Source organism: uncultured Maribacter sp. (assembly GCF_947500405.1).
Taxonomy (GTDB): Bacteria; Bacteroidota; Bacteroidia; order Flavobacteriales; family Flavobacteriaceae; genus Maribacter_B.
The window spans coordinates 326,905-344,408 of sequence record NZ_CANMRY010000002.1; the positions used below are offsets into that span (position 1 = coordinate 326,905).

At 31.7% G+C, this 17,504-nt stretch carries 19 protein-coding genes; 7 read left to right on the plus strand and 12 right to left on the minus strand.

The window, feature by feature from the left end:
- Positions 1-151: 151 nt before the first annotated feature.
- From recA to Q0945_RS03655, 4 genes are all read left to right on the plus strand, one after another.
- On the plus strand, positions 152-1,156 hold the full coding sequence (gene recA, locus Q0945_RS03640; RefSeq protein WP_121064187.1) for a recombinase RecA: 1,005 nt from the start codon (positions 152-154) through the stop codon (positions 1,154-1,156).
- 128 nt (positions 1,157-1,284) lie between these two features.
- Complete coding sequence (locus Q0945_RS03645; protein ID WP_299430877.1) at positions 1,285-1,707, plus strand: hypothetical protein; 423 nt, start codon at positions 1,285-1,287, stop codon at positions 1,705-1,707.
- A 22-nt stretch (positions 1,708-1,729) separates the two neighbouring features.
- A complete protein-coding gene (locus Q0945_RS03650) occupies positions 1,730-2,296 on the plus strand; it encodes a sigma-70 family RNA polymerase sigma factor (protein WP_299430879.1) in 567 nt (188 codons plus the stop codon).
- Positions 2,297-2,350: 54 nt separating this feature from the next.
- Complete coding sequence (locus tag Q0945_RS03655; protein ID WP_299430881.1) at positions 2,351-3,820, plus strand: hypothetical protein; 1,470 nt, start codon at positions 2,351-2,353, stop codon at positions 3,818-3,820.
- Positions 3,821-3,870: 50 nt separating this feature from the next.
- Here Q0945_RS03655 and Q0945_RS03660 read toward each other — a convergent pair whose 3' ends face one another.
- The 5 genes from Q0945_RS03660 to Q0945_RS03680 form a co-directional block, all read right to left on the minus strand.
- Complete coding sequence (locus Q0945_RS03660) at positions 3,871-4,398, minus strand: hypothetical protein (protein ID WP_299430883.1); 528 nt, start codon at positions 4,396-4,398, stop codon at positions 3,871-3,873.
- A 24-nt stretch (positions 4,399-4,422) separates the two neighbouring features.
- A complete protein-coding gene (locus Q0945_RS03665; RefSeq protein ID WP_299430885.1) occupies positions 4,423-4,776 on the minus strand; it encodes a YciI family protein in 354 nt (117 codons plus the stop codon).
- Positions 4,777-4,861: 85 nt separating this feature from the next.
- Positions 4,862-5,557 carry a hypothetical protein gene (locus Q0945_RS03670; RefSeq protein ID WP_299430887.1) on the minus strand — a complete coding sequence of 232 codons (696 nt, stop codon included), beginning with the start codon at positions 5,555-5,557 and terminating at the stop codon, positions 4,862-4,864.
- Between the two features lie 9 nt (positions 5,558-5,566).
- Positions 5,567-6,142: a Crp/Fnr family transcriptional regulator gene (locus Q0945_RS03675; protein WP_299430889.1), complete on the minus strand. Its 576-nt coding sequence runs from the start codon at positions 6,140-6,142 to the stop codon at positions 5,567-5,569.
- 58 nt (positions 6,143-6,200) lie between these two features.
- Positions 6,201-6,944, minus strand: coding sequence for a lysophospholipid acyltransferase family protein (locus Q0945_RS03680; protein WP_299430891.1), 744 nt, complete (start codon positions 6,942-6,944; stop codon positions 6,201-6,203).
- A 105-nt stretch (positions 6,945-7,049) separates the two neighbouring features.
- Between Q0945_RS03680 and trpS the strand changes: the two genes are divergently transcribed.
- Positions 7,050-8,018, plus strand: a complete 969-nt coding sequence (gene trpS, locus Q0945_RS03685) for a tryptophan--tRNA ligase (protein ID WP_299430893.1) — start codon at positions 7,050-7,052, stop codon at positions 8,016-8,018.
- A 120-nt stretch (positions 8,019-8,138) separates the two neighbouring features.
- Here the strand turns inward: trpS and Q0945_RS03690 are convergent, their stop codons facing one another.
- Both Q0945_RS03690 and dprA read right to left on the minus strand, forming a co-directional pair.
- Positions 8,139-8,894: an FKBP-type peptidyl-prolyl cis-trans isomerase gene (locus tag Q0945_RS03690; RefSeq protein ID WP_299430895.1), complete on the minus strand. Its 756-nt coding sequence runs from the start codon at positions 8,892-8,894 to the stop codon at positions 8,139-8,141.
- A 232-nt stretch (positions 8,895-9,126) separates the two neighbouring features.
- Positions 9,127-10,230, minus strand: coding sequence for a DNA-processing protein DprA (gene dprA / locus Q0945_RS03695; RefSeq protein WP_299430897.1), 1,104 nt, complete (start codon positions 10,228-10,230; stop codon positions 9,127-9,129).
- 104 nt (positions 10,231-10,334) lie between these two features.
- Here dprA and Q0945_RS03700 point away from each other — a divergent pair, with 104 nt between their 5' ends.
- The gene (locus Q0945_RS03700) at positions 10,335-11,312 is read left to right on the plus strand and encodes an SPOR domain-containing protein (protein ID WP_299430899.1); all 978 of its coding nucleotides are present in this window, start codon (positions 10,335-10,337) and stop codon (positions 11,310-11,312) included.
- 109 nt (positions 11,313-11,421) lie between these two features.
- Positions 11,422-11,937, plus strand: a complete 516-nt coding sequence (locus Q0945_RS03705; RefSeq protein ID WP_299430901.1) for an acyl-CoA thioesterase — start codon at positions 11,422-11,424, stop codon at positions 11,935-11,937.
- A gap of 6 nt (positions 11,938-11,943) precedes the next feature.
- Here Q0945_RS03705 and Q0945_RS03710 read toward each other — a convergent pair whose 3' ends face one another.
- The 5 genes from Q0945_RS03710 to Q0945_RS03730 form a co-directional block, all read right to left on the minus strand.
- Positions 11,944-13,164 (minus strand): bifunctional alpha/beta hydrolase/OsmC family protein, encoded by a 1,221-nt coding sequence (locus tag Q0945_RS03710; RefSeq protein ID WP_299430903.1) that lies wholly within the window; start codon positions 13,162-13,164, stop codon positions 11,944-11,946.
- Between the two features lie 69 nt (positions 13,165-13,233).
- The gene (locus Q0945_RS03715; protein WP_299430905.1) at positions 13,234-14,469 is read right to left on the minus strand and encodes a peptidoglycan DD-metalloendopeptidase family protein; all 1,236 of its coding nucleotides are present in this window, start codon (positions 14,467-14,469) and stop codon (positions 13,234-13,236) included.
- Complete coding sequence (locus Q0945_RS03720) at positions 14,459-15,256, minus strand: DUF4292 domain-containing protein (protein WP_366135760.1); 798 nt, start codon at positions 15,254-15,256, stop codon at positions 14,459-14,461. The genes Q0945_RS03715 and Q0945_RS03720 overlap by 11 nt, the downstream gene beginning before the upstream one ends.
- Positions 15,257-15,259: 3 nt before the next feature.
- Entirely contained in the window at positions 15,260-16,213 is a 954-nt protein-coding gene (locus Q0945_RS03725; RefSeq protein WP_299430907.1) for a hypothetical protein, read from the minus strand.
- A gap of 177 nt (positions 16,214-16,390) precedes the next feature.
- Positions 16,391-17,407 (minus strand): sugar phosphate nucleotidyltransferase, encoded by a 1,017-nt coding sequence (locus Q0945_RS03730; RefSeq protein WP_299430909.1) that lies wholly within the window; start codon positions 17,405-17,407, stop codon positions 16,391-16,393.
- Positions 17,408-17,504: the final 97 nt, after the last annotated feature.

The following is a 17,504-nucleotide window of genomic DNA, read 5'->3' on the forward strand; positions in this document are numbered from 1 at the left end:
CAATTTTTTATAAGATGTAGTTTTTAAAAAAAGGTTGCGTAATCTTCAAAAAAAATATTTTTAAAGTCATAAAATCTGTTAATAAAATTAAATTCCTAATTGTTATTTTGATAAAAGAATTGGTAATTTAGCTAGCCTAAAAAAATAGATAATGAGTTCTGAAAAAGATGCGAAATTAAAAGCCCTTAAACTAACCCTAGATAAATTAGACAAAACTTACGGTAAAGGTTCCGTAATGAAATTAGGAGATAGTGTTATAGAAGATGTTGAGGTAATTCCGTCTGGTTCACTTGGTCTTGATATTGCTTTAGGCGTTGGTGGTTACCCTAGAGGGCGTATTGTAGAAATATACGGTCCAGAATCTTCTGGTAAAACAACTTTAACTTTGCATGCTATTGCTGGCGCTCAAAAAAATGGTGGTATTGCTGCTTTTATTGATGCAGAACATGCTTTTGACCGTTTTTATGCCGAAAAATTAGGAATAGATATTGATAACTTAATCATTTCGCAACCAGATAATGGAGAGCAAGCTTTAGAGATTGCAGATAATCTTATTCGTTCTGGTGCTATTGATATTGTTGTAATTGATTCTGTTGCTGCTTTAACTCCAAAAAGTGAAATTGAAGGAGAAATGGGAGATTCTAAAATGGGGCTTCATGCAAGGCTTATGTCTCAGGCATTACGTAAACTAACAGGATCTATTAGTAAAACCAATTGTACTGTTATATTTATTAACCAATTACGTGAAAAAATTGGAGTAATGTTCGGAAACCCAGAAACTACTACTGGTGGTAATGCCCTAAAATTCTACGCTTCTGTACGTTTAGATATTAGAAGGTCTACACAAATTAAAAATACCGATGGTAATGTTCTAGGAAATAAAACTAGAGTAAAAGTGGTTAAAAATAAAGTAGCTCCTCCTTTTAGAACTACAGAGTTTGATATTATGTATGGTGAAGGAATTTCTAAAGTAGGAGAATTAATTGATCTTGGTGTTGAGTATGAAATAGTAAAGAAAAGTGGTTCTTGGTTTAGCTATGGCGATACTAAACTTGGTCAAGGTAGAGATGCTGTAAAAGCATTAATATTAGATAACCCAGAATTGTTTGAAGAATTAGAGTCTAAAATTCGTGAAGCAATAAATGCTGTAAAGTAAATAGCGTAGAGCTAAGTATCAGAGTATTTAAATCTCGATTATCGAGTAAAACACGTCTTTTCCCCATATATTAAAGCAAAAACGCAACCTTTAGCATAAGCAAACATCTTAAAATAAAATGTTTGCTTATGAAAAGGCTTGTTCCCCTTATTGCTATAATTTTTCTCGGTACTTTACTAAGTAACTGTAGTGTAGATAATGATAGTCCAAACTTTCAATTTGTTCCTTTACAAATTATAAGTGCACAATTACCAGAATCTTTTAATTTAGATGAAACCTATCAAATTAAAGTTTCCTTTATTAAACCAAACGGTTGTACTTCTTACGAAGGCTTTGATGTTACCAAAGAAGACCAAACTATACGTAATGTTGTTGTTGTAGGCTCTGAGCGTATAGATATCGATGATTGTACAGAACAAGCAGTTGAACAAACGGCAGAATTTAATTTTGTTGTACTTTACAACGAAACATATACCTTTAAGTTCTGGCTCGGAGAAACTGGATCAGGAGAGGATGAGTATTTAGAAATTGATGTACCAGTAAACGAGTAGTAACAACTAAACAAACTTTAAATTGAGTCTAGAAGAACTCATACATAAATGTAAAAAAAACGATAGAAAGGCCCAGGCTCAATTGTATAGTATGTTTTCTCCTGTACTTTTTAGCATTTGTCTTAAGTACTCTCGTAATAAAACCGAGGCAGAAGATAGTTTGCATGATAGTTTTATGACTATTTATGAAAAAATAGGGCAATATAAATCTAAAGGCTCTTTTGAAGGTTGGTTAAAAAGAATTACAGTTAATACGGTATTACAGAAATACAGAAAAAAAGAATATCTAAACGCTGTTACAGAAAACACAGAAGATATTATAGAGGTAGAACAGGAAGAAAACGAAATTAGTTTACAAACACTACTTAGTTATATTCAAGAACTACCATCAAAATATAGAATAACTTTTAATTTATATGTTCTAGATGGGTATTCTCATAAAGAAATAAGTGAGCTTTTAGGAACTACTGTAGGTACCTCAAAATCTAACCTAGCTAGAGCAAGACTAATATTAAAAGAAAAAATAGAAACCAAAACCGCCCAATCTATAATAGTAGGAATTTTAATATTTGGATTGGAAAACGCATAAAACGTCTCTTGTTTGCCTAAACCAGCACACAATAAGACATAAGATAATATAAAGATGAGTAAAATAAAATTAGACAAACTTTTCCAAGAAAAGTTTAAAGGCTTCCAGGAGCTGCCAGACGAAAAAGTCTGGCAATCTATAGAGGCCTCTTTAAATGAAAAAGAGAAAAAACGAAGAGTTATTCCACTATGGTGGAAATTAGGTGGCGTAGCAGCAATAATTGCTTTGGGTTTCTTCTTAATTAATCCTTTTAGCAACAACCAAACCATACCTTCTTCTGTTGTAACAGAAACATCAAATTCTAATAAAGACAAAAAAAATGTCCAAGAAGAAGAGAATACTTTAATCTTAAAAGAAGAAATTAATACGATAACAAAAATTATAGAAACGCCTAGTAATAGTCCTTCCGAAGAAGAAAATAGCATAACTACAGTTTCAAAAAATAATATTCTTAAAAACAATGGCAATAGCAATACAAATAAGCATATTGCCAATGCATTCGTAAGTAGAAAAAAAACCACCTCTAAAGACAATTTAATTGCCGAAACCAAGAAAGAAAAAGAGGCTTCTTCTACTATAGAAACAAAGAATATTAACAATCTTGCAGAAGTTAATCCTTCCAAAAAGGATTTAAATACTTCTACAAATAACCGTCAAGAAGCTATTATAACGGAAGAGACTAAAGAGGACGAACTGGCTTCTGAAGAAAAAGAAACCAAAAAATCTATTTTTGAAGAAATTAAAGAGCAAGAAGAAGAAAAAGAAGCATTAGCAAATAAAACTCCGACTAAAAGATGGTCCGCAGGACCTAATGTAGCTCCTGTTTATTTTAATGCTCTCGGAGACGGTTCTCCTGTAGACGCCATGTTTGTGTCTAACTCCAAATCTGGAAGCACTAACTTAAGTTATGGGCTTTCCGTGGCTTATGAGGTAAGCAAAAAGTTAAGTATACGTTCTGGGGTTCATAAAGTTGATTATTCTTACAACACTAATAATGTGCTTTTTTCTTCAAACTTTAATAGCGCAATAAGCAGAATTAATACTATTAGTTATAATACTAGTTCTTCAAGTTTAGAAGTATTAAGCACAGACACAAATAGTACTCTTAGCAGTTCTCCTAAAGAAAGTTTTGCTTCAGACGCTTCTGCTAAAAGTCCTGCTAAAGAAGGTTCTATGTCGCAACAATTTGGCTATATAGAGGTGCCTTTAGAACTTAATTATACTATATTAGATACTAAATTTGGTGTAAATTTTATTGGGGGCTTAAGTTCTTTATTCTTAATAGATAATTCTATTCTTTTATCTTCTCAAGATATAACTACGGAGCTAGGAGAGGCAAACAATATTAACTCGGTAAACTTTAGTACCAATATAGGAGTTGGATTAAATTATAAATTTTCTCCTAAAGTAAAAATAAACGTAGAACCCATGTTTAAATACCAATTAAATACATTTTCTAATACGCAAGGAACATTTAACCCTTACTCTATTGGTGTGTATAGTGGATTAATTTTTAAATTTTAAATAAAGCGACTTTATTAATACTACAAAAGTCGCTTTATTGTAGCATATTATTACTTTTCAGAAACTTTTTTTAATAGCTCCATTCCTCTTCCGTTCATTTTTTCCATATCTTTTTTTGCTCTAAAAAGCCACATAAAGAAAGAATCTATAAAGCTCGATTTTAGTTTAAAATCTTGTGTTACTTTAATTAAAGTCCCAGTTTGTATAAAAGAATATTCAAAAGTTGGATTTGCCTTAAATGGTTTTTGAATATTACATTCCATTCTTATATACTTTAATGGTTTAATTTCCTTTGTTTCTTGGTAACCCAAGTCTTTTCCTTTATTACCCTCCCAATGAAATTGTGCTCCAACCTGCCCATCAGGGCCTTTAATACTTGTTTTTTGAACTGGATCAGCCTCATAGAACGGTGACCATTTAGTAAAGTTTTTCAAGTAAGCTACATTATCAAAAGTAGTTTGTATATCAGATTGAATATGTACTGTTTTTTGAATATGAATATGCTGCAATTTGTTTGCATTATAAAATCCAATGCCTAAAAACAGGACTAATGCTGCGGCAATTATTAGTAGTATCATTTTTTTCATTTTTAAAAAATTATATTAATTATCCATTGGTATAATATTACGAACCTCAACAGAACCTCCCATTTTTAAAATTGGACTGTCTTTAGCCATCTCAACCGCTTCCTCTAAAGAATTTGCGTTAACAATCATATTTCCACTAATTGTTTTGTTATCGGAAATTAGAATTCCATCTAAGACAGATGAATTAGCGGCTATTTGTTTTCCTTCAAAACCTAATTGGTAAGTGCTATCTAATTTTTCTTTCATTGCTATATTACCAATAAAGCCTCCCCAATCTTGTCTCATTTGTTCCATTTCTTGTAGTGTTGGTTTGTAATCAGGATTAGGAGTGTACCTAAATAACATCATAAATTTTTTCTCTACTTTCATTTCTTTTATTTTAAAGAGTTAAACAATACTCCAAAAGTAGAAGAGGAAAAAGACAAAAAACTTTGCCTATGACAAGAAATAAAAATTAGGCTTTTTTAAGCCAAGACAATTTGCGAAAAACCAAAAGATGAAGAAAAATAATAGTTGGTGGTGCAAAGGCTGGAATAAAGCAAAAAGGAAATTCCACCAAAAACTCTACACCCTGTACAGTATTATCCATACTAATTTTAGTAAAAATAATAGCCATAGCAGATGTAATTATAATATCTACCAGACCAAACGTATTCCAAATTAAAGTAAGCTTTCTGGCATAACTTTTATTATTTCTGATGGCTTTGGCAACAAAAACACTTGAGATTGCAGTAAGTAAATCTCCTATACCAGCACATAAAGCAAAAACTGGTGGTAATAAATCATAAAGATATAGAATAATAAAAGTTACTCCTATTAAACGAAATATGTGAATCTTAACTAAGTACTCTAGTTTTAAAATTGCATTTGCCTTTTTACATATTTTGGTGCTAAAGATTATTGTTACAAATACTGCTAATGGCAGTGTTGTGGTAACTACAATTTTTGGAGGTAACATTACAGTATCAAAAAAGCCATTAATACTAGCTACTGAAACTATAATTAAATAAATAATGTAAAAGCCCAGAACCAACCAAAAGCCATTTTTAATCTTTCCTTTTTTTGCTAAACGAGCTACCATTAGTATAGGAAATAGAAATGCCAGCAAAAAAAGAATAGAAAAAAATATTGGGATTTGATAAGAAAACATAGGCTTGTGTTATAAAGTAATTTCTTTTCTGATTCTACTTAAAGATGTATCTGTAATGCCTAAATAAGTGGCAATATGTTTTAAAGGCACATTTTGAATTATAGAGGGCTTTTCTTTTATTAAATTTAAATATCTATCCTTTGCTTGATCTGCAATTACGGATATAGAATGATTTTTTAACTCAAAATAATTCTTTATTAGCCTTGTTCTTCCTACCTCTCTAAAAGCTTCTATATTAAATAATTTCATGAAATTAGAAAAGCTAATTTTCCAACATTTTCCTTCTGTTATAGTCTTGATAGACTCTTTACATGGCTTTTTTAAGAAATAAGAATGCCAATCTATCACAATATCATTTACAGAAAAGAATTTGGTTGTAATATCATTCCCCTCTGTATCTATGGTAAAGGAGCGTAAAAATCCCGATTCTAAAAAGTAATAATAATTTGCTACTTTCCCTTTTTCAATTAAATACTCGTTCTTATTAAAATCTACTTCTTCAAATTGCGCTATTATTAACTTTAGCTCCTCTGCGCTAAAATTCTCCGTTTTAAAAATGCTATTTAAAAAATGTGTTTTATCCATTTTAATCCAAAGGTTTACCTTAACAAAACCTAACTATTCTTAACTAAAGTAATATTATTTAGCTAATTTCAGCTTTTACCAACTCTTTATAAATTACGTCTCTAACCTCTTCTCGCAGCGTAATTTTATCTTCTTCAACCAATATTGCCGTTTCAAAAAAAGAATGAATCTTTGCTTTAGTGATCCCTGGAAAACCACTAAAAAAAGTGAAAGAGAATCTTTTTTTATTATCGTAAAATGTCATGGGAATAATAGGAATTTTATGCGCAATTGCCATTTTAAAAGCACCATCCTTAAAACTATCTAATACAATATGTTCTTCTGGGACTCCGCCTTCAGGAAAAATGCAAATACTTAATCCTTGCTCTAATCTTCTTTGCGCTCTTCTATACACTCCTGTTCTACTTTTAGTACTCTCCCGATCTACTAAAATGCATACTCGCTTATAGAAAAACCCAAATACAGGTATTTTAACTAATTCCTTTTTACCAACAAAAACAAAAGGGTTTTTACTCACATAAAGCATAAGCATTATATCTAACATACTGGTATGGTTTGCAACCAGCATATAACTTTTCCCTTTTTTTATTTTTTGTTGTTTCTTTACTCTTGGAGGGCAACCCATACCATATAAAATAGGTATTGCCCATAAATTTCTTGCCAACCAAAAAAACTGAGGATACCACTTTTCTTTAAGAGAAAATAATAGTAAGAAAGGAAAAAATAAAAATATTGGTATGGCTACTAAAACATAAAACCAAATACGATATAGAAGCCAAAATATATATTTAAAAACAATCATATAAAACCAAAAATACATAATTGTAATGAGCTATTCTATTAAAAAAATTACCTTTGCCTTACGTTTAACTTATTAATAATATGCCCTGCTTTTGCAGATAATGCTATGTCTAGAATTTTAACAGGAATACAAAGTACAGGAACACCACATTTAGGAAACATTTTAGGCGCTATTATGCCCGCAATTAAAATGGCAAACGATTCTAAAAATGAGTCTTTTCTTTTTATTGCAGATATGCACTCTCTTACCCAAATAAAAAATGGAGAAGAGTTACGTAACAACACCTATGCGGTTGCTGCAACTTGGTTAGCATTTGGTTTAGATATTAGTAATACCGTTTTTTATAGACAAAGTGATGTTCCCCAAACCACAGAGCTTTCTTGGTATTTAAGCTGTTTTTTTCCATACCAAAGATTAACTCTTGCGCATTCTTTTAAAGACAAAGCAGACCGTTTAGATGATGTAAACGCAGGTTTATTTACGTACCCAATGCTTATGGCTGCAGATATTCTTTTGTATGATGCCGAGATTGTTCCCGTAGGTAAAGACCAATTACAACATATTGAAATGACCCGTGATGTTGCTTCTAGATTCCATGCAAAATTAGGAGAAACTTTTGTTTTACCCGATGCCAAAGTACAAGAGGAAACCATGTACATTCCTGGAACAGATGGTGCTAAAATGAGTAAAAGTAAAGGCAACTTAATTAACTTATTCCAGACAGATAAAAAGTTACGTAAACAAATTATGGGCATCCAAACGGATAGCACCCCTATGGAAGACCCAAAAGATCCTGATACCGATAATGTATTTGCACTTTATAAAATCTTGGCTAACGAGGAACAAATTGCAGAAATGCGTGCCAACTACCTAAACGGGAACTACGGTTACGGTCATGCAAAGCAAGCCTTATATGAAGTTATTCTAGATACATTTGGAGAAGCTCGTGAAAAGTTTGATTACTACATGAACAATCTTAATGAGATAGATGATGCACTTGCAATTGGAGCAGAAAAGGCTAGCAAGGTTGCAGATGGTGTTTTAAAAAGAGTAAGAACAAAACTAGGCTACTAGACTTGCCCTTACTCTTAATCCGTTTTTTACTCGATAATCGAGATTTAAATGCTCCGACGCTTGCGTCGAAATCAATGCTAATTTTCCTTCTAATGCCTCGTGGGCTTGCCCGGAGGTAGTTTACTTTTCAATAGAAATTAACTCTATATCAAAAATTAAAGCAGAATAAGGAGGTATAGAAGCTCCAGCTCCTCTTTGCCCATATGCAATATCTTGCGGAATAAATACTTTCCATTTAGAGCCCGCTGGCATTAATTGTAAAGCCTCTGTCCATCCTGGTATAACTTGCGATACCCCAAAAACAACTGGTTCTCCTCTTTCTATAGAACTATCAAAAACTTTACCGTCTATTAATTTACCTTCGTAATGTACCTTAACTTTATCTGTAGCTACAGGTTTTGCTCCACTGCCTTCTTTAATAACTTCATATTGTAAGCCACTTTCCGTAGTAACTATTCCTGTTCTTTTAGCATTTTCAGCTAAAAAAAGCTCTCCTGCCTTACTTAATTCTTTTGCTTTCCTTTCTTGTATTTCCTGAATAGTATTTTGTACTTCAGAACGGGCTTCATGTGAAGCTATTTTTTCTTTTCCGTTAATGGCATCTTCTAACGCTACAGCAAAAATAGTATACGCTAAAGAATCTATCCCCAAAGCTTTTAAGTTAGAACCTATTTCTACTCCAAAAGCATAACTAAACTTATGAAGGCTATCTTCTAAATTTACACTCTTAGATTTTTTAATTTCTTGAAGTTGAGATTTTAAATCACTAGCTTCTATCTTTAACTTTGCAACTTCAGCAATTAAATCTTTCTTTTTTTGGCCATAACTATTGCTACCCACAAGTAGTAATATAGCAACAAGGATAAAATTCTTCATTTTTATAGTTTATTTTGATGCGAAAATAGTTAAAATTAAAAAGCAGAAAATACTACTGACATATATTTAATAAAAAAGCAAAACAAACCTAATAGTTTGTTTTAAAAAGTAGGTAGAATACTATTTTAAAGAAGATACTAGATTTTCTGTCGTTGTTTATCCATATAAAGCACCTAAAAGCATCAGAATACCACTAAGGTGAGATATAAAAGACTGTTTAGTTTGTAAAAATCTAAATAGCCTCAAATAGTTTTCCTGGTAGCGGCCTAATAACTCCTTTCATTTCCATATTTAGTAATGTAGAGGATGCTCTATACACAGGAATGTTGCATTGCAGTGCTATAGTATCTAAAAGTTGTTTTCCTTCCTTTTGTAAGTAGTTATAAATTGCTTGTTCTTTATCTTCTAATTCTACAAAAAGCTGTTTTTGTACCATTGGCGTAGGCTTTTGCTCTACCTCCCAATCTAATAAATAAATTAAATCTTCGGCAGAGGTTAACATATGTGCCTTTTGTTGTTTTATAAGGTTATTACAGCCCAAGCTATATTTATCTTTTGCTCTTCCTGGAACTGCAAAAACATCTCTATTATAACTATGAGCAATATCTGCAGTAACTAAACTACCCCCTTTTTCTGCAGATTCTATTACAACTGTAGCCTCTGTCATACCAGCAATTATTCTATTTCTTTTTAAAAAATTCTCTCTTTCAGGATTGCTACTACTCCAAAACTCTGTTAAGAACCCGCCATTTTTTTCTACCTCAGGAGCAAAACTAGCATGCTTTTTTGGGTAAATTTGATTTAGTCCATGCGCTAAACAACCAATAGTTTGTAAACCGTGTTTTACTGCTTCTTTTTGTACACAAATATCTACTCCATAAGCAAACCCGCTAACAATTATAGGATCTAATGGCGCAATTTTTTCTATAAACTCTTCGCAAAAAGCGGTACCATAACTAGTAATATTTCTTGTGCCAACTACGCTAATGATTTTTTTGTTTTCAAGGTCTATTTTTCCTCTTTTAAATAAAAGAATTGGGCTATCTATACAGTGTTTTAAATAGGAAGGATAATCGGGGTTCATAAAATAGCTATATTCCAGATTGTTGCGCTTTATATACGCCATTTCATCCTCTGCAGCTTCCAAGTGTTCTGCATCAAATATACCCTTTAATGTATGCGTACCTACACCATCAATTTTTAGTAAATTTTGCAATTTTTCTTCAAAAATGGCCTCTGGACTCTCGCAATGCGCAATTAATTTTTTGGCTGTGATGTCTCCAATATTGGGCACTCTTTGCAATCTTAAGACCGCAATTAATTCAGTTGTAGTCATTTATAATTAATGGTTAGTTATTCACAAAATACCGAAAATATAATGTTAATAAAAAGTTATGAGAAGAGTTTCCATAAATCTATTTTTTTACAATCTTTGTAGGGATGGTATTAGAACACTATATAAGCGATTTATTATACAGGTATAACTGTGTGGCAGTTCCAAATTTTGGAGCTTTTTTAACTCAAAAAAGAAATGCCAAATTGGTAGAGGAAAGTAATACTTTTTATCCGCCAACTAAAGAGATTTCATTTAATAGACAGTTAACCACTAATGATGGTTTATTGGTTTCATACATTGCTGAGGTGGAAAAATCTACATACGAAGCTGTTCTTACTAAAATTGAAGCTGTAGTTACAGAATGGACAGAAGAGCTTACAAATAACAAGACACTTTTCCTTGAAAATATTGGTGAACTAACTTTAAACACTGAAGAAAAAATTCAATTTAAACCATTAGAGAAAGTAAATTATTTAACTAGTTCTTTTGGTCTTACATCTTTTAACTCTGCATCTATAACAAGAGAGGTTTTAAAAGAAGAGGTAGAGCTGTTAGAAGAGACTATTCCTTTTATTATTACTCCTGAAAAAAGAGAAACAACTTCTTTTAGACCATATTTAAAATATGCTGCAATATTTTTACTTGCATTATCTACAGGATTAACCGCTTATAGAGGGTACAAACAATCTGAAACTACGAAACAATTAGTACAACAAGAAGCACAAGAAAGAGTTTCTAAACACATACAAGAAGCTACATTTTTTGAATCTTCTCCACTAGAGTTGCCTTCTATTACCTTAAATGCAACTACTGCTATTAAGAATGCTATACATGGTGATTCTGACAAAAACCAAACGGTACATTATATAGTTGCTGGTGCATTTAGATACAAAACTAATGCAGAGAAAAAAATAAGACAGCTAAAAAGACGTGGTTATAATGCTTCTTATTTTGGCACAAATACACATGGTCTACACATGGTATCTTATGATCATTTTACAGATACAGAAAAAGCTTTAGAAACATTAAAACAAGTAAAGCGTAGCCACTCTAAAGATGCTTGGTTATTTTCTGCTAGATAGTAACAATTCTTTCTTTTTTACAAACAAAATCAGCTTTTTAAAACCTATTTTGGTTATAAAAATTAATATGCAAGCTCATTAGAAGACTGTATCTTTATAAAAAAAATACATGCAAACAAAAACACCTAGCGCATCCATCACTTATAATACAGATATGGTTCTCCCAAGTGAAACGAACGCCTTAAATAATTTATTTGGTGGCGAATTACTAGCCCGTATGGATAGAGCGGCAAGTATTGCTGCCGGACGTCATAGTGGTCATGTAACAGTAACTGCGTCTGTGAACCATGTTGCTTTTAACAAATCAGTTCCTTTGGGAAGTATTTTAGCAATAGAAGCTAAGGTTTCTAGAGCATTTACTACATCTATGGAAGTTTACATAGATGTTTGGCTAGAAGACCGTTCTAATGGTACACGAATAAAAGCTAATGAAGCTATTTATACTTTTGTTGCTGTTGACGAAACAGGAAAGCCTACTAAAGTACCCCAACTTATTCCAGAAACAGAACTTGAAAAGGAGCGTTTTAATGGTGCTTTACGAAGAAAACAACTTAGCCTTGTGCTAGCAGGTAAAATGAAGCCAAAAGAAGCTACAGAGCTTAGAGCTTTGTTTATGGACGCATAATTTTAGTTATCCTAAAACTGTAGTGTTTATAATAACTTCATTTTGCAGTGTTTTATGTACTGGACATTTGGCAGCAATTTCTTTTAGCCTAAGAATTTGAGTTTCCTCTAAATTACCAACAAACTTTAGTTTCTTTTCCAAATAATCAAAACGTGTAGGTTTATCTAACGCTATTCCTAAATCATCACTATGTTTTTTAGAATAAGTAATGTAAACAAACACTTCCTGTAAATCCCATTTCTTACGCTCAGCATACATTTTTAATGTCATAACCGTACAAGCAGCCAAACCAGCACTTAGAAAATCGTATGGAGATGGACCAAAATCGTCCCCACCAACACTCTCTGGCTCATCTGCAATAAAAGAATGTTTTTTTGTTTGAATAGAAGTTGTAAAATTATCTTCTATCAAATTTAAATACCCAACAAGCTGTTCTCCTTCTGTAGAAATCATTTCATTTTCTTTTACAGGAAAATAACGTTGCGCCCATGTACCAATTATACTACCAACATACAAACTATCTTTAGTATTTGTTAATAAATGGTCTGCACCGTCTAAGCTAATAAAACTTTTAGGATGGCGTGCATTATGATAAATTTGCTGTGCATTATCTACTCCAACTATAGTATCTGTAGGAGAATGCATTACCAAAATAGGCTTGCGTAAATTTTTTGTTATTTCTGGTAAATTTGTTTTTTTAAAGTTATCTACAAACTCCTGATTAATAATAAAAGGCCTTCCTCCTATATGTACTTTAACCTCTCCCTTTTCTTTAATTTCTTCTGGATCATGAGAAAATAAATGAGTTACATGCTCCACAGTTGCAGGCGCACCAATAGTAGCTACTGCTTTAATATTTTCTAATTTGCTTGCCGCAACAAGTACTGCTGCACCTCCCAAAGAATGACCAACTAGTAAACTTGGCTCCTTGTACTCCTTTGTTATAAAAGAATTTACAGCTAAGAGGTCTTCTACATTTGCAGAAAAATGACTGTCGGCAAAATCTCCTTCGCTCCTACCCAAGCCCGTAAAATCGAACCGAATAACACCAAAACCCTGATTGGTTAAAGCTCTACTAATATTCTTTACCGCACTTAACGTACTATTACAAGAAAAGCAATGTGCAAAAATGGCATAATTACTAGGTTTTTGGTTTGCAGGTAATTCAAGATGTGCTTGTAATTTAAAACCTTTATGATTTACTATATGGAGTTTTATGCTTTTCATAATTCTTTATACTTTACTTAGGAATTAGGTAGTCGTAAAAAGAAAATAAAAATTACGAAATAAAGAGACTTATAATTGATACACCCACTCCTCTGGGTTTAACCTAGCGGTATCTTGGTATAGGTAAAATTTAAGACGTGTTTGCCCATTTGACCGATTAGTATAAATACTGCCAAGTTCTTGTTTTGCAGTTACCTTATCGCCCTTTTTTACATATAATTCCGACAAATTATAATACGTACTTATAAAATTACCATGTTTTATTTGTACTCCTTTATTACCACCAGGAACCGCAAGTATTGCAATAACTTCTCCTTCAAAAATGGACCTTGCTTTAGCCCCTTCATCTGTAGCTATAATTACACCATTACTTTGGTGTTTTATACCAGGGTATACTGCATCTTTATAAATTCCAAAACCTTGACTTTTAATTCCTTTCTCTACAGGCCAAATAAGTTTTCCTTTATTTGCAGAAAAATTATTAGCAACCGTAGTTGCTTCTGGTGTTAGTACAAATTTAGCAGAAGAGCTCTTTGCTTTTTTTCCTATTTTTTTATTAGACGCAAGAATAGCTTTACGTATTAAGCTTTCTATTTGTTTATCTATCTTACGGGCTTCTTTTTTCTTCTTATTTATAACACTAGTATACTTACTTTCATTTTTTCTAATACTACTAAGAAGTTCTTTCTGCGCTTTTATTTCTCCAAAAAGTTTGTTTTTAGCTTTTCTGTTTTGAGCAATTAAAACTTCTTTTACCTTTCGCTCTTCATTTAGATCTTTATTCAGCAATGCCAATTCTTCAGTTTTAGCAGCTATTTGCAACCCTTGTTCTTTACGGTATTCTGTATACTGTTGCATATACTGTAAACGCTTAAAAGCTTGATAAAAATTAGTAGAAGACAACAAAAACAATATTCTACTTTGTTGGGATTTATTTTGATAGGACTTCTGAATCATTGAAGCATAAGCATCCTTAACCTCTTTTAATTCTTTATTTAGTTTAGAAATGCTTCTAATATTAGCGTTAATCTTGCGATTTAGTAAGTTAGATTGCTGGTTTGTAACACGTATTAGTTGCTGGCGAACGCTTATTTTTTTATCCAAAGCTTCCATCTGGTCCAAGACATTCCCTTTTTCTTTTTTCTCAGCAAAAAGCAATCTATTTATATCTAATATCTCTTTTTGTAGTTTTTCTCTTTTTGCTTCTAAAGATTTTTGTTCATTAGTTTGCCCATAAGTTATGGTAACTGAACTAACAGTTATTATAACAACTAAAATTAGTTTTAAAAAGAATTTATTTTCCATTATTCTTTAATACAATCTCATCAAAACCTTTTGGTATTTTATATGGAAAATTCAGATTTTTATTAAACTCCATATTCCTATATTCTAAATTTATAGTATTGGTTATTTCCTTATCTATTGCAGTAATAACTACCGTATTTGGAAACACCTTATTTTCTATTTTTTGATAATTTTTATAATCAATCTCTAATACTCTTTTCTTTAAAGGTTGTGAGAGTTGTTGCGTAGCTATTTTAAAATTAGTGGGTTCTATTGTAAAAAGGGTTTTAAATAATTCTCCTGTTTTACGTGGTTTTAACTGGTAGTTTTTAGCTGCTATAGAAGCATTGTATTTTTCCTTGCGCAAATCAAAAATTGCTTGCCCAAGGAGTAAATCTTGTACTTTTTCAAAATTTAATTCAGTTCCCAATAAGTTGCTTAAATAAGAAAAATTACCATCAAAATACTCATTCTGCAATTTGTTATAGAAAGATACTCTATTTGGTGTAATATATACTTTTACCATGCCTAATGGAGCACTCATCCAAATGGCCTTGTCCTTTTGCATACGCAAACTAACCGATACTCCTTGGGAAGATTCCCCGTCTGAATAGTTAATTTTCATTTTTCCGCTTAACGTATTAAAATCTAAATGGTTTTGGTAATGTGTTTTTATAATAGCCTTAGCAGAAAGATTTTCATTTATACCACCATCTATAACTACTTTATTGGTTTTACAGGAAGAAACAAATAGAAAACCAATACTTAATATAGCATATTTAATAAATTGTTTTGTGGAATGCATCATACTTTAAAAACCAGGTTTTATCTTACGAAGATACATATTTGCTCTAGAAGTTTGGTGTAATCCTGTATAGGCATTTGCCATTTCTTTATAAATTTTGTTTGCTAGTGAAATATCCTCTATTAAATAATCTAAAGAAGCTTCTAAAGTAGTGAGGGCTTCTCTATATTTTTTGTTTTGATTTAAAGCTAACCCTTGTGCATAGTAAAAATAAGGCTGCAAAGGATATTGCTCTAGCGCTTCTTTAGAAATTTGCTTTACCAATGCATAAGCTTCTATACGTATTAAACCCTGAAGTCTTGTTTTATAGGATTGCGCAGCGTTGTCTCTATTATTTGAAGTTTTTGTAATAGTATTAGAAGTAGAATAGGAAACTGTTGTTATTTCTGATTCTTGTTTTTTTAAATCGTCTTTAATTTTAGAATATAATACTTGTGTCTTATCTGTTCTTTTTAGTTCTTCTAAAACCGCTAATGCTTCCTTATAATTTGCCTGCTTATAATAAATATAACTTAGGTTTTCTCTAAGTTTTAAATTACTATATGGAACCTCTTTAGTAATATTATTTAAAGAATTTCCCTGTAATTGCAAGGCTTTAACTAGCGTATTTAGATACCACATATTCTCTGGCTCGTTATTTAACGCTTCTAATGCATAATTTTTAGCATTTATGTATTGTTTGTCTAACAAATAAACTTTTGCTAGCTCATGGCTCACAACTGTATTATTAGGCTCTTTAGACTTGCATTTTAGAAAGTGGTTAATTGCTTTATCATAATTTTCTATCCCTTTTTGCTTTAATCCTTCAAAAAACTCTTCTTGAAAATCGTCAGAATAGGCTTCTAGAAAAACTGCTGCACTTTCTTCAATGTCTATTTTATCTTCTTGAGCTAACACAGAAATAAACAGTAAGAAACATGCTAAATGCAACACAATTTTTAAACGATTTCTAATTTTCATTGGAATGTTTTTTAGCAAAGAGAAGAGTTTTTAATCCTTGTAAGCTACTAAATTAGTATAAAACTTGAATATTTCTAAAAAGATGGGCTTACTATAACAAGGAATTAACAGGAACTAAAAAACAAAAAAGTTTAAATCCCATCTTAAAATATTTAGATAGGATTTAAACTGCAAAAACTATTCCAAGACAGAATAATCTCCGATACTAATACTTTCAAAATTACCATTAAATTTAGCATGGTTACCAATCATAGCATTATCTAAATTTGCATTAGTAATCGTAGTGTTTGTTTGTATTAAACTATTTTTAATTGTAGAGTTTTCTATTACAGAATTATCCCCAATAGAAACAAAAGGCCCAACTGTGGTGTCTTTTAAAACTACATTTTTACCTATATAACAAGGTTCTATAATATTTGCGTTTTCTAATTGTACAGAGTTAGAGATTAATTCTTCTCCGTCTGCCTCTAAAAAGCCTAACATTCTTTGGTTAGTTTCTATCGTAATTTTTTTATTACCACAATCCATCCATTCATCAACAGTACCTGTTTTAAAAATCTTCCCATCAGCCATCATGCGTTTAATACCATCATTTATTTGATATTCTCCGCCGTTCATAATATTCTCATCTAAAATTTCTTGTAATTTTCCTTTTAAAACTGCAACATCTTTAAAGTAGTATATACCAATTACTGCTTGGTCGCTAACAAAAAATTCTGGCTTTTCTACAAGCTCTACAATTTCATTTTTATCATTAAGTTTAACAACGCCATATGCTTCTGGGTTTTCTACTTTCTTAGTCCAAATAACACTATCTGCTGTTGGGTCTAAATCAAACTCTGCTCTAATTAAAGTATCTGCATACGCAATTACTGCTGGGCCAGATAAAGAAGGTTCTGCACACATAATTGCATGTCCTGTTCCTAATGGTTTATCTTGCCTGTAGATAGATGCTTTTGCTCCTAAGCTTTCTGCTAATTCTTTTAAACTAGCAATTACATCATCACCAAACCAAGCTGGATCACCTAAAACAAAAGCAATTTCTTCAATTTGTTGTTTTAAAACTTTAGCAATATCACTAACTAAACGATTCACTATTGGTTTTCCTGCAACCGGAATTAATGGTTTAGGAACGGTTAAAGAATGTGGTCTTAGTCGCGAGCCTCTACCCGCCATTGGAACTATTATTTTCATACTTATTTTCCGCGAGGCGGATATCTATTAATGGTTAAACTTAATTCCTGCAAAGGCAGAAATCTCTTTACGCCTAGTACAACGTAAAAATATCTTA

Excerpts from the sequence above, each read along its gene's own strand:
- Q0945_RS03670 (WP_299430887.1), bottom strand. The coding sequence starts at position 5,557 with ATGTTTTCTTATCAAATCCCAATATTTTTTTCTATTCTTTTTTTGCTG.
- Q0945_RS03710 (WP_299430903.1), bottom strand. The coding sequence starts at position 13,164 with ATGAAAAGCATAAAACTCCATATAGTAAATCATAAAGGTTTTAAATTA.
- Q0945_RS03690 (WP_299430895.1), bottom strand. The coding sequence starts at position 8,894 with ATGAAGAATTTTATCCTTGTTGCTATATTACTACTTGTGGGTAGCAAT.
- Q0945_RS03655 (WP_299430881.1), top strand. The coding sequence starts at position 2,351 with ATGAGTAAAATAAAATTAGACAAACTTTTCCAAGAAAAGTTTAAAGGC.
- dprA (WP_299430897.1), bottom strand. The coding sequence starts at position 10,230 with ATGACTACAACTGAATTAATTGCGGTCTTAAGATTGCAAAGAGTGCCC.
- recA (WP_121064187.1), top strand. The coding sequence starts at position 152 with ATGAGTTCTGAAAAAGATGCGAAATTAAAAGCCCTTAAACTAACCCTA.
- Q0945_RS03645 (WP_299430877.1), top strand. The coding sequence starts at position 1,285 with ATGAAAAGGCTTGTTCCCCTTATTGCTATAATTTTTCTCGGTACTTTA.
- Q0945_RS03720 (WP_366135760.1), bottom strand. The coding sequence starts at position 15,256 with ATGATGCATTCCACAAAACAATTTATTAAATATGCTATATTAAGTATT.
- Q0945_RS03705 (WP_299430901.1), top strand. The coding sequence starts at position 11,422 with ATGCAAACAAAAACACCTAGCGCATCCATCACTTATAATACAGATATG.
- Q0945_RS03665 (WP_299430885.1), bottom strand. The coding sequence starts at position 4,776 with ATGAAAGTAGAGAAAAAATTTATGATGTTATTTAGGTACACTCCTAAT.
- Q0945_RS03660 (WP_299430883.1), bottom strand. The coding sequence starts at position 4,398 with ATGATACTACTAATAATTGCCGCAGCATTAGTCCTGTTTTTAGGCATT.
- trpS (WP_299430893.1), top strand. The coding sequence starts at position 7,050 with ATGTCTAGAATTTTAACAGGAATACAAAGTACAGGAACACCACATTTA.
- Q0945_RS03730 (WP_299430909.1), bottom strand. The coding sequence starts at position 17,407 with ATGAAAATAATAGTTCCAATGGCGGGTAGAGGCTCGCGACTAAGACCA.
- Q0945_RS03675 (WP_299430889.1), bottom strand. The coding sequence starts at position 6,142 with ATGGATAAAACACATTTTTTAAATAGCATTTTTAAAACGGAGAATTTT.
- Q0945_RS03700 (WP_299430899.1), top strand. The coding sequence starts at position 10,335 with ATGGTATTAGAACACTATATAAGCGATTTATTATACAGGTATAACTGT.
- Q0945_RS03680 (WP_299430891.1), bottom strand. The coding sequence starts at position 6,944 with ATGATTGTTTTTAAATATATATTTTGGCTTCTATATCGTATTTGGTTT.
- Q0945_RS03715 (WP_299430905.1), bottom strand. The coding sequence starts at position 14,469 with ATGGAAAATAAATTCTTTTTAAAACTAATTTTAGTTGTTATAATAACT.
- Q0945_RS03725 (WP_299430907.1), bottom strand. The coding sequence starts at position 16,213 with ATGAAAATTAGAAATCGTTTAAAAATTGTGTTGCATTTAGCATGTTTC.